The 11306-nt window shown below is 72.6% G+C and carries 14 protein-coding genes; 13 read left to right on the forward strand and 1 reads right to left on the reverse strand.

Annotated elements, in window-relative coordinates; genetic code table 11:
- Nucleotides 1–50 precede the first annotated feature (50 nt).
- Nucleotides 51–335, forward strand: a complete 285-nt coding sequence (locus ACWGPF_RS02625; RefSeq protein ID WP_452331338.1) for a helix-turn-helix domain-containing protein — start codon at nt 51–53, stop codon at nt 333–335.
- A 62-nt stretch (nt 336–397) separates the two neighbouring features.
- The gene (locus ACWGPF_RS02630) at nt 398–1039 is read left to right on the forward strand and encodes a GntR family transcriptional regulator (protein WP_452331339.1); all 642 of its coding nucleotides are present in this window, start codon (nt 398–400) and stop codon (nt 1037–1039) included.
- Between the two features lie 9 nt (nt 1040–1048).
- On the opposite strand, the gene ACWGPF_RS02635 is transcribed toward ACWGPF_RS02630, so the two are convergent.
- On the reverse strand, nt 1049–2068 hold the full coding sequence (locus tag ACWGPF_RS02635; protein ID WP_452331340.1) for a GTP-binding protein: 1020 nt from the start codon (nt 2066–2068) through the stop codon (nt 1049–1051).
- Nucleotides 2069–2145: 77 nt separating this feature from the next.
- On the opposite strand from ACWGPF_RS02635, the gene ykgO reads away from it, so the two are divergent.
- From ykgO to ACWGPF_RS02690, 11 genes are all read left to right on the forward strand, one after another.
- On the forward strand, nt 2146–2268 hold the full coding sequence (ykgO, locus tag ACWGPF_RS02640) for a type B 50S ribosomal protein L36 (RefSeq protein WP_067949122.1): 123 nt from the start codon (nt 2146–2148) through the stop codon (nt 2266–2268).
- Nucleotides 2269–2321: 53 nt separating this feature from the next.
- Nucleotides 2322–3290: a metal ABC transporter solute-binding protein, Zn/Mn family gene (locus tag ACWGPF_RS02645; RefSeq protein ID WP_452331341.1), complete on the forward strand. Its 969-nt coding sequence runs from the start codon at nt 2322–2324 to the stop codon at nt 3288–3290.
- A 67-nt stretch (nt 3291–3357) separates the two neighbouring features.
- Entirely contained in the window at nt 3358–4188 is an 831-nt protein-coding gene (locus ACWGPF_RS02650; protein ID WP_452331342.1) for a metal ABC transporter ATP-binding protein, read from the forward strand.
- Nucleotides 4185–5087, forward strand: coding sequence for a metal ABC transporter permease (locus ACWGPF_RS02655; protein ID WP_452331343.1), 903 nt, complete (start codon nt 4185–4187; stop codon nt 5085–5087). The genes ACWGPF_RS02650 and ACWGPF_RS02655 overlap by 4 nt, the downstream gene beginning before the upstream one ends.
- A 23-nt stretch (nt 5088–5110) precedes the next feature.
- Entirely contained in the window at nt 5111–5515 is a 405-nt protein-coding gene (locus tag ACWGPF_RS02660; protein WP_452331344.1) for a Fur family transcriptional regulator, read from the forward strand.
- A complete protein-coding gene (locus ACWGPF_RS02665) occupies nt 5512–6531 on the forward strand; it encodes a permease (protein WP_452331345.1) in 1020 nt (339 codons plus the stop codon). The genes ACWGPF_RS02660 and ACWGPF_RS02665 overlap by 4 nt, the downstream gene beginning before the upstream one ends.
- Before the next feature lie 7 nt (nt 6532–6538).
- On the forward strand, nt 6539–7330 hold the full coding sequence (locus tag ACWGPF_RS02670) for a TIGR03943 family putative permease subunit (protein ID WP_452331346.1): 792 nt from the start codon (nt 6539–6541) through the stop codon (nt 7328–7330).
- On the forward strand, nt 7320–8903 hold the full coding sequence (locus tag ACWGPF_RS02675) for a hypothetical protein (protein ID WP_452331347.1): 1584 nt from the start codon (nt 7320–7322) through the stop codon (nt 8901–8903). The genes ACWGPF_RS02670 and ACWGPF_RS02675 overlap by 11 nt, the downstream gene beginning before the upstream one ends.
- Nucleotides 8900–9559, forward strand: a complete 660-nt coding sequence (locus tag ACWGPF_RS02680) for a DNA-3-methyladenine glycosylase (RefSeq protein ID WP_452331348.1) — start codon at nt 8900–8902, stop codon at nt 9557–9559. Before ACWGPF_RS02675 ends, ACWGPF_RS02680 begins: the two co-directional genes overlap by 4 nt.
- Nucleotides 9560–9634: 75 nt before the next feature.
- Nucleotides 9635–10219, forward strand: coding sequence for a TetR/AcrR family transcriptional regulator (locus ACWGPF_RS02685; RefSeq protein WP_452331349.1), 585 nt, complete (start codon nt 9635–9637; stop codon nt 10217–10219).
- A 43-nt stretch (nt 10220–10262) separates the two neighbouring features.
- Nucleotides 10263–11240: a zinc-binding dehydrogenase gene (locus ACWGPF_RS02690; protein WP_452331350.1), complete on the forward strand. Its 978-nt coding sequence runs from the start codon at nt 10263–10265 to the stop codon at nt 11238–11240.
- Nucleotides 11241–11306 lie beyond the last annotated feature (66 nt).

Here is an 11306-nt window from a genome sequence, read left to right on the forward strand (position 1 = left end):
TCAAGCCTGGTCCGCGGAATCGACGGGCGATTAGCGTTGTCGAGGTGAGTATGTCGTCGGCAACCGAGATCGTGGGCGCCCGGATCGCGGAGCTCCGATCGGCGAGATCCCTGAGCGTCCGCAGTCTTGCGGCATGCGCCGACCTCGACATCAGCCATCTGCAGCGGATCGAGCGAGGCCGCGGCAATCCGACGCTGATGACCCTGCTCCAGATCGCCATCGCGCTCGATGTCGAGGTGGGCGCCCTCGTGCGCGGCGCGGATCAGGGTGCGCTTCCCGCGGGACGTCATCCGTATGCCAGCACGTTCCAGCCGCACAGGAGGCGCCTGCGTTGACAGTCGCGCCGGAAATGTGCATGCTTCCTGTGTGCGGCATATAAACGGTAGCGTGACAGCCTGTGAGTGAGGGCGAGCCCGGTTACGGCGAACTGGTCTTCTCGCCGACGAGGATCAGCGACATCGCGCACGATCTCGTCGCCGATGAGATCGTGCGCGGGCGGCTGCCGGATGGCTACCGGATCCGGTACGCGGAGATCGCGGATCGGCTGGGCGTGTCCCGGATGCCCGTGCGCGAGGCGATCATGCGGCTGGAGTACGAGGGGCTCATCGAGTCGTCCGTCAGCCGCTACACGCGCGTCACGCGGGTCGACGCGGAGTCGGCGGAAGCCATCTGGGCGTGGCTCGGACGAGAGCTGGCGTTCGGTCTCGCGCTCGCCAGCACGCGTGCGACCCGTGGGGAGAAGAGCGCGATCGCGACGGCGCTCCGCCGGGTGTCTGCCGCGCTGGGCGCCCGCGACGCGGGCGACGTCGCCTCGCGTGCCGTCATCCTCATGGACGTCGTCGTGGAGTGCGCGTCGAACGTGCAGCTCAGCAAGGTGTGGCGGGACGAGCGGAACGCCTGTCGCCGTGCGCTGCAGCGGGCCGGCTTCGCAGAGATGTCGCCTCTGGCGCGCAAGCGCGAATCGGAGAGCCTCATTGCGGCGCTGGACGCCGGGGACACCGCTCGGGTCGAGGCTCACGCACGCCGGCTTCTTCGCTGACGTGCGGCATCAATCGGTGCCGGCCCCCTCCCATACCGGGAACGGGTCATCGAGGAGCGCCCATGCGGCGCGACCGGCTGCGACCTCGTCGTCCGTGAGGCAGGCGGCGTCGAGCGCCTCGGCGAGGGCAGCGAGGTCGAGGTCGAGGCCGAAGAAGGCGAGGTCCTGCCCGGCTGCGAGCAGCTCCTCGTCCGCCCCGAGCTCGGCGTCGGTCGCGAGAGGCTGGAGCGACAGCATGCGGCCCACGTGCTCCCAGTGCGCGACGGTGCCGGGCCGGGTGGCGAGCCGGCAGAAGCCGGCGGAGCGGAGGACGGTGCCGAAGTCGCCGGACTCGATCCGCCCGTCGAGGAGCGCGGCGAGCCTGGCGGGGTGGAACGGGCGCAGCGCCTCGTAGCGGAGCGCGGATACCCGGGGGTCGGTCATGTGCGGTGCGTGGTCGTCGTTGAGCACGGCGATCCATCCCGGCCGCTCCTGGCCGGCGGTGTACTCGGCGGGCTGCTCGGGTGCGGGGAAGGGCGAGGGGTGCAGGCGCAGACGTGCGCGAGGGCTGAGACTGCTCAGGATGGCGAGGGTGCGCGACAGGTCGGGTGTCGTCAGGGCGTCCCACCCGACGAGGACGATCGTGGAGGCGTACTCGATGTGCGTGACGGCGGCGAGGGCGCATGCCCGGTAGGTGCGGGCACCGCCCGGTGCGCGGTGGGCGAAGTAGTCGTCGCGGCCGAGATCGTCGAGAAGGTGAGGAGCGTCGACGACGCAGGTGATGCCGATGAGCCGCGCGGGGGATGAGGGATGGGCGAACTCGCCGATGACCTCGGTGACGGGCGTGCCGGTGGGGAACTCGACCACGGCGCCGGACGCGGTCTCCGCCCAGGGGGCGAGGGCGAGGGCCTCGTCGACGGGGTCGAGCGCCATCGCGAGCCTCGCTGCGGGGAAGAACGTGCGCGCCGTGTCGGCGGCGAGGTCCGCGGCGTAGCGGTGGCGTTCGGGCGGACAGGTCCCCACCACGGCGAGCACATCGGTCTGAGGCATGGGGTCTCCTCCTTCGTGGACGGCGGCTGCAGGACACGCTACCTTAGTGAGAATCATTCTCACTAACGGAGGTCGTCATGAAGGTCCGCGCATCGCTCAAGTCGCTCAAGAACCAGCCCGGAGCGCAGGTCGTCCGTCGGCGGGGCCGCGTCTACGTCATCAACAAGCTGAACCCGCGCTTCAAGGGGCGTCAGGGCTGACGGGCGTTCGCCCCGATTTGAGAACGATTCTCATTCCGAGTATGATCGCCCTCATGCCCGAACGCCGTCTGCTCGCTCCTGCCCTCCTCGCCGTCTCCGCCGTCGCCCTCGCGGGATGCGCGACGACCTCCGACGAGGCCGCCGGCGACGAGGCCTTCCAGATCGTGGCCTCGACGAGCGTGTACGCCTCGCTCGCCGAGCAGCTCGTCGGCGATGCCGCCGAGGTCACGGCCGTCATCGACTCCCCGACGCAGGACCCGCACTCCTATGAGGCGACCGCACGCGACCAGCTCGCCGTCGACGGCGCCGACATCGCCATCCTCAATGGCGGCGGATACGACTCCTTCATGGAGGAGCTCGTCGAGGCGGCCGGCACCGAGCACGTGCTCGAGGTCGTCGAGTACTCGCACGCCTACCCGGCCGACGGCGAGGCAGAGGAGGAGCACGACCACTCCGAGGAGGAGGAAGACGCGCACGAGGGGCATGACCACATCGAGGGCTTCAACGAGCACGTCTGGTACGACCCCGATGCCGTCGAGCACTTCGTCGAGGCGCTCGCGACCGAGCTCGAGGAGCTCCTGCCCGACGCCGCCGACGACATCTCGGCGAACGCCGAGGCGCTCGTCGCGGACATCGAGGGACTGAACGACCGTCTCGCCGAGGTCGCCTCGGCGCACGAGGGCGAGACCGTCTTCTTCACGGAGCCCGTCGGCGGCTACCTCGCCGAAGCGGCCGGCCTCGACGACGTGACGACCGAGGGCTTCGCCGAGGCGGTCGAAGAGGGGCAGGACGTCGCGCCCGCGACCCTCCTCGCCGCGATCGAGTCGATCGAGGGCGGCGAGGTCGACGTGCTCGTGACCAACACGCAGACGGCGGGCGCCGAGTCGACCCGCGTCATCGAGACCGCGGATGCGGCGGGCGTGCCCGTCGTCGAGTACGGCGAGACGCTGCCGGACGGCGACACCTACGTCTCGTGGATGGCGGCCAACATCGACGCGCTGGAGACCGCTCTCGCGGACTGACGTCCTCGGGCGCGGGCGGGCCCCGCTCGCAGAGAATGATTATCGATCCGGGGATAGGGTGAGCGATGTGACCGATCCCGTGCTCGACATCCGCGGCGCCGCCCTGCACCTGCGTGGACGCGAGCTGTGGTCGGGGCTCGACCTCTCCGTCCAGCCGGGCGAGTTCGTGGCGGTGCTGGGCCCCAGCGGCTCCGGCAAGACGACGCTGCTCCGCGCCATCCTGGGCCTGCGCGAGCTGAGCGCGGGCGAGATCCGCGTGGAGGGTCGCCCCGTCCGCCGAGGCAGCCGCCGCATCGGGTACATCCCCCAGCAGCGGCCGTTCGTGCCGGGGACGAGCCTGCGTGCGCGCGACCTCGTCGCGCTCGGCGTCAACGGCGCGCGTTTCGGCCTTCCGATCCCCCGCCGCGGAGACCGCGCGCGCATCGACGCCCTGCTCGAGGCCGTCGGTGCCACCCGCTACGCCGACGACCCCGTCGGCTCGCTCTCCGGCGGCGAGCAGCAGCGTCTGCGGGTCGGGCAGGCGCTCGTCGACGCGCCCAGCCTGCTGCTGTGCGACGAGCCGCTCTCCAGCCTCGACCTCGCCAACCAGCAGGCCGTGAGCGCCATCATCGACCGTGAGCGGCGCGAACGGGCGGCCGCCGTGCTGTTCGTCACCCATGACGTCAACCCGGTGCTCGACTCCGTCGACCGCATCCTCTACATCGCGGGCGGGCGCTTCACGCTCGGAGCGCCGGACGAGGTCCTCCGCACCGACGTGCTCAGCGACCTCTACGGCGCCCCCGTGCAGGTGCTGCGGGCGGGCGGACGCCTCGTCGTCGTCGGCATCCCCGACGCCGAGCCGCACCATCCGCACGAGCATCACGACCACGCCCACCACGACGCGGAGGCCCACGCATGACGATCCTCCCCGCCGTCGAGTGGAGCGACGTGTTCTCGTTCGACGACTACGGAGCGCTGCTGCAGCTCGTCTCGAACTCGATCGTCGCGGCCGCCGCGCTCGGCATCGTGGGCGGGCTCATCGGCGTGTTCATCATGCAGCGCGACATGGCGTTCGCCGTGCACGGCGTGAGCGAGCTCTCCTTCGCCGGTGCGGCGGCAGCGCTGCTCTTCGGCGGAAGCGTCGTCGTGGGCTCGCTCGCGGGGGCCGTCGTCGCGGCGCTCCTCATCGGCGCCCTCGGCGCCAGGGCCCGCGACCGCAACTCGGTCGTCGGCGTGCTCATGCCGTTCGGCCTCGGCCTCGGCATCCTCTTCCTCTCGCTGTACGAGGGCAGGTCGGCGAACCGCTTCAGCCTCCTGACGGGGCAGATCGTGTCGGTCTCGAACCCCGACCTCGGTTGGCTCATCGCCATCAGCGTCGTCGTGTTCGCGGGACTCCTGCTCGTCTGGAACCCGCTCCGGTTCGACTCGCTCGACCCGCAGTCGGCGGAGGCGCGCGGCGTGCCGACGCGGCGGCTCAGCATCCTCTTCATGCTCCTGCTCGGCCTCATCGTCGCCGTCGCCGTGCACATCATCGGCGCCCTCCTCGTGATGGCGCTCCTCGTGACCCCCGCCGCCGCAGCCATGCGCGTGAGCCACGGCCCGCTCGCCGTCCCGCTGCTGTCTGCGCTGTTCGGGTTCGTGTCGGCCGTGGGCGGCATCCTCCTCGCCATCGCGGGGACGCTTCCCGTGAGCCCCTACATCACGACGATCTCCTTCGCGATCTGGGGGGTCTGCCGTCTCGTCGCGTGGCGTCGCGACCGCGCCGTCCGCGTCGCCGACGCACAGCCCGCGTCCAGCCCCGCCCCGGCCGTGGGATAGCCGCGCGGCCTAGAATCGCTCGTATGGCCCAGCGGAACACGTGGCAGCGCGAGCGCGTGCGCGACGCCCTCACCGGCGCCGACGGATTCGTCAGCGCCCAGGCGCTGCACGCTCTGCTGCGCGATGAGAACACCGGCATCGGGCTCGCGACCGTCTACCGCGCCCTCGCCGGCCTGACGGCGACGGGCGAGGCCGACACGCTGCAGAGCCCCGACGGAGAGGCGCTCTACCGCGCGTGCTCGCAGGGCCACCACCATCACCTCATCTGCCGCCGCTGCGGCAAGGCCGTCGAGATCGAGGCGCCGCCCGTGGAATCGTGGGCGCAGGAGACCGCCGCGCGTCACGGCTTCCGCGAGGCCGAGCACATGGTCGACATCTTCGGCCTCTGCGCGGAGTGCGCGGCCGAGAAGGACGCCGCCACCGCGTGACAGCCACGACCCGCGAGCGCGCCGACACGTCGCGCCCGGCCCGCGTCGCGGTCGGGCTGGGGGTCGGCGCCGCCCTCGTCGCTGCCCTCTTCCTCATCGACGCCCTGCTGCCCTCGCTGTTCTCCGACGCCCTCCCCACGCGCGCGCAGGACGGTCTCACGCTGGCGCTCAGCGTGCTCATCGAGTCGCTGCCCTTCGTCGTGCTCGGGGTGCTCCTCTCGATCGCCATCCAGGTCTGGGTGCCGCCGCACCTCATCGAGCGAGTGCTTCCGCGACGCGCATGGGCGCGACGGGCCGTGCTGTCGCTGCTCGGCATGCTCATCCCGGTGTGCGAATGCGGCAACGTGCCGTTCGCGCGCGGCCTGCTCATGCGCGGCCTCGGCCCGGCAGACGCACTGACGTTCCTCGTCGCCGCGCCCATCGTGAACCCCATCGTCATCCTCACGACCCACCAGGCGTTCGGATGGGATGGCGGCATCCTCGTCGCGCGCCTGCTCGGCGGGTACGCGATCGCGAACCTCGTCGGATGGCTGTACAGCCGCCATCCCGACCCCGAGCGCATGCTCACGGAGCGCTTCCGCGACACGTGCGACGCCGTCGCGCACGAGACGGGAGGGCGCGCGCGGCGCAGCGTGTCGCAGTTCGTCGTCGAGCTGCGCGCCGTCATGCCCGCCCTCGTCATCGGATCGGCGATCGCGGGTGCGGTGCAGGTGCTCATCCCGCGCAGCGTGCTCGTGGCGGTCGGATCCAACCCCGTGCTGTCGATCGTCGCGATGATGCTGCTCGCGATCACGGTCGCCATCTGCTCCAACGTCGACTCGTTCTTCGCGCTCTCCTTCGCCTCGACGTTCTCGTCGGGGTCGCTCGTGGCGTTCCTCCTCGTCGGCCCGATCGTCGACGTCAAGATGATCGCGCTCATGCGCACGACGTTCACGGGCCGCGTGCTCGCCGGCATCGTCGCGGTCGTGCTGCTCGCCGCCTTCGTCATCGGGATCGGGGTGAACCTCGTTGCGTGATCACCGGATGACCGCCCTCGGCACGCGCTGGCTCGGCGTGGGCCTCACCTCGCTCCTCGCGGTCGTGACGATCGGCCTCGCCCTCACCGGCCGGCTGCAGCTGTACATCAACCCCGCGCAGGCGTGGTTCGCGGTCGGGATGGCCGTGCTCGTGCTCGCGGGCTCGGTGTGGTCGTTCTCGCTCCCGCTCGGAGCGGAGTCGGAGCACGGCCACGACCACGGCGCAGAGTCCGCGCATGACGTCGACGACCACGGCGCGGCTCCTCGATGCCGGCGGATGGCGCGGGGTGCGTCGGCGGCGATGGCCGCCGTGGCGGGCCTCGCCGCGTCTGCCGTCGCCATGGCGGCGCTCGTGCTGCCGCCCGCGTCGCTGTCCGTCGAGCTCGCCATGGATCGCGACACGGGCACACCGCCCCTCTTCGCCGGGGCGGACGAGGTCGTCCTCGGCGCCGCCGACACGAGCGCGTTCGGCGTCGGAGAGTGGTCGTCGGTGTTCGCGACCGCGACGAACCCGGATGCCTACGCCGGCCAGCAGATCACGCTGACGGGGTACGTCGCGCCCGCCGACGGCTCGGACGGCGGACTGCGCCTCGGCCGGCTCGTCATCACGCACTGCGTGATCGACGCGCAGCCGGCGTCGATCCCGGTGTCGGTCGCGGCCGACGCCGCCGGCGAGTACCCCGTCGGCGAATGGATCGAGGTGCAGGGGGTCGTGACGGCCGACGCCTCCGGAGCCCTCGCCATCCAGCCCGAGACGATCACGGTCGTCGACGAGCCGGAGGACCCCTATGAGTACTGAGGATCGCCCCCTCAGTCGCCGCGAGCTTCGCGAGCGCGCCGCCGCGGCGAACGCTTCGGAGCCGCCGGACACGTCGGCCGTCCTTCCGCCGGACACGTCGGCCGTCCCTCCGCCGGTCGTCGAGCGGGGTGGCCGGGGGAGGGAGCCCTCCTCGCGAGGCTCCGACGACGCGCGGCGCCCGGCCGGCCGCTTCCTCGCGGCCGTCCTCGCCGTCGTCGGCGTGCTCGGCGTGCTCGCGGCGGGAGGCGCGGCGCTCAGCCTCGCACAAGGACCGCGCGTCAGCTCCGTGCAGGTCGATCCCGCCGCGGCCGTCGAGGTCTCCGGCAGCCGGATCGTGCTGACGGCGAACCAGGCACTCGCGGCCATCGACCCCGCGCAGGTCTCCGTGACGCCCGAGACGCCCTTCACGGTCGACGCGTCCGGGCGGATGGTCGGGGTGCGGTTCACGGTGCCGCTCGACGACGCGACCGAGTACACGATCGCGATCGACGGCGCGGAGAGCATCGGCGGTGGGCCGGCCGCGACCCTCGAGACCTCGTTCACGACACCCGCGGCCGAGATCCTGCTGCTGCAGCGCGGCGCCGACGGCGAGGACACGATCTTCCGCAGCGACCTCTCCGGCGAGAGCGCCGTGCCCGTCTACTCCGCCGAGACCATCGACGACTTCCGGGCGACGTCCGACCGCATCGTCGTCTCGGTTCGGGAGGACGACGTCTCGCACCTCCTCGTCCTCGACCGCGACGGCGGCGACGCCCGCGAGATCCCGCTCCCGGGCGAGGGCGACGTGACGGGACTCCAGGTCTCCGCCCAGGGGCGCCTCGCGGGGTTCACGTACACGGACCACGGGCTCAGCGAGACGGAGGGGCGCGCGAGCGTGCTCTTCACGGTCGCGCTCGACGACACGGGGTCCGAGCCCGTGCCGCTCGTCGTGGCCGACGACGAGCCGAGCATCGCGAGCTGGCGGTTCGTGCCCGACTCGACGGCGCTCCTCTACGTCGACTTCGCGGGCGATCTCGTCATCTACGATCCGCAGGCCGACGAGCCCTCGCCCACCGTGCTCGGCCAGGCCATGTCGATCGACGCCGTCACGCGCGGCACGTACACGGCGTTCGTCGAGCGGCTCGACGCGGCGGGCGGCGTGCAGCTCGACCTCACGACGGGAGACGAGACCGCGCTCGTCGCCCCGGCCGACGACCTCGGCCAGGCGGGGCGGGTGCTGCCCGTGCCGGGGGGCGGCACGGTGCGCGAGTTCGTGACCTTCGGGGCGGACGGGGTGCCGACGTCCCAGACGGTGGCCTTCGTCGACGACGACGGTGCCGCGACGCCGCTCTTCGAGGCGACGGGCGCCGATGGGCTGCTGCAGACATGCGTGTCGCCGAGCGGACGCTACATCGCGGCGCTCGTCGCCCCCGACCTCACGACGAACCCGTACGGGTACGACGCGCTGCAGCCGCTGCCGGCGACCGTCCGCACGCACATCGTCGAGATCTCGACGGGCGAGACGGTGTCGACGCTCGACGGCTTCGACATCAACTGGTGCGACGTCGGCCCGTGGGACGGCGTCTCGGCATGATGCTCCACCGTGCTGCGCGCGCGGAGCTGCTCGGCCTGCCGGCGGACGTCGCGCCGCGGCTGCTCGGCGGCGTGCTCACGACGCTCGTGGACGGCGAGGAGGTCGCCGTGCGGCTCACCGAGGTCGAGGCGTACCACGGTCTCGGCACGGGAGACGTGCACGACGCCGGATCGCACGCGCGCATGGGCCGCACGGCGCGCAACGCCACGATGTGGGGCGAGCCGGGGCACCTCTACGTGTACCTCAGCCACGGCATCCACAGCTGCGTCAACGTCGTGTGCGGGCCCGAGGGCGAGGCCGGCGGCATCCTGCTCCGCGGGGGTGAGATCGTGCGCGGCGAGCAGATCGCGACGAGACGGCGGATGGCCAGGGGCGTCGTCCGCGCACCGCGCGATCTCGCGCGCGGGCCGGGACGGCTCGGCGACGCCGTGGGCCTGCGCCATCCGCTGCACGACGGGATCGACGCGGTGGACGAGATCGAGCGGGCGGGAGCCGTGGCGCGGCTCGAGCTCCCCGACCGGCCGGTCGAGGCCGTCGCCGGCCCCCGCGTCGGTGTGGCGGGCATCGCGGGGACGAGCGCCTTCCCCTGGCGGTTCTGGATCCCCGGCGATCCCACCGTGTCGGCGTTCCGAGCGGGCAGGGGCGCCGCCGTCTGAGGGTGCCGCCGAGTGCGCGCTGAGCATGTGCCGAAAACAAGACGACCGGTCTATTCTGGCACGTAGCATGGGAGCATGACCCGCACCGCCAAGGCCGAGCTCACGCGCGACGCGATCCTCGCGACGGGCGAGGAGCTCATCCGCGCGAAGGGCTTCACGGGCGTCGGCCTGCAGGAGATCCTCGCGACGTGCGGCGTCCCGAAGGGGTCGTTCTACCACTACTTCCCGTCGAAGGAGGCGTTCGGGGTCGCCGTCCTCGACCGGTACGTCGAGCGCTACCTCGCCGCCGTCGAGGCGCTGCTCGCGGAGGGCGGCACGGCGCGCGAGCGCATCCGCCGCCTCGCTGAGGCCTGGGCGGGGCAGGCGGGGGAGGCATCCGCCGAGCGGTGCCTCGTCGTGAAGCTCTCCGCGGAGGTGTCCGGCTACTCGGAGCCGCTGCGCGAGACGCTCGACGACGGCGTGCGGCGCCTCGTCGCGCTGCTCGCGGCGGCGATCGCCGTCGGCCACGCCGACGGGACCATCCCCCAGCGTCGCCCGGCAGACGACCTCGCCGCCTCCCTGTACCAGCTGTGGCTCGGCGCCGCGCTCGTCGACCGGCTCCGCCGCGACGGCGAGGCGTTCCGCTCCGCGCTCCTCACGACCGACATCCTCCTGGCGTGAGAACGGGCCATCCGCCCGACCGACACGAACGAAAGGCATCACCATGCGCGCACTCGTCCATCCCGTCTTCGGCGAGGCCGTCGACGTCCTCGACGTCGCCGAGGTCGCCGCACCCGAACCGGGCCCCGGCCAGGTGCGGGTCCGCACCGTGCTCTCACCCATCCATAACCACGACCTGTGGACCATCCGCGGCACGTACGGCTACAAGCCCGAGCTGCCTGCGCGCGCCGGGACCGAGGCGGTCGGTGTCGTCGACGCACTCGGCGAGGGCGTCGACGCGCTCGCGGTCGGCCAGCGCGTCGTCACGGGCGGTACGTTCGGCGTGTGGGCTGAGCAGTTCGTCGCCGACGCGGCCGGCCTCATCCCCGTGCCCGACGCCATCCCCGACGAGACGGCGGCGCAGCTCGTCGCCATGCCGTTCAGCGCGCTGAGCCTGCTCGACTTCCTCGAGGTGGGCGAGGGCGACTGGATCGTGCAGAACACGGCGAACGGCGCCGTCGGCCGGCTCGTCGCGCAGTTCGCGCGGGCGAGGGGCGTCCGGGTGCTCGGACTCGTGCGGCGCGACGCCGGCGTCGACGAGCTCGCCGCCGTCGGCATCGGCGACGTCGTCTCGACGGAGACGGAGGGATGGCGCGATCGCGCCGCCGCGATCCTCGCGGGCGCCGAGCCCCGCGCCGCGGTCGACTCGGTGGGAGGCTCGGCGGCGGGCGACCTGCTGTCGCTGCTCGGCGAGGGCGGCACGCTGGTGTCGTTCGGCGCCATGGCCGACGGCCGGCTCGAGGTGTCGTCGGGCGACCTCATCTTCAAGCAGGCCACGCTCAAGGGCTTCTGGGGCAGCCGCGTCAGCGCGACCATGGCGCCCGAGAAGCGCCGGGCGCTCATCGGCGAGCTCTTCCAGCGCGTGGGCTCCGGCGAGGTCGCGCTGCCCGTCGAGGCGGTCTTCCCGTTCGAGGAGGCGCGCGCCGCTGCCGCCGCGAGCGCGGCGCCCGGTCGCGCCGGCAAGGTGCTGCTGCGCTTCTGACGCGGTCGGGGGGGCCCCCCGCGGGGGGGGGCCCCGGCGGCCCGCTGGCGCGCCGCCGGGCCCGGA

It is taken from the genome of Microbacterium sp. NPDC055683, assembly GCF_053617895.1.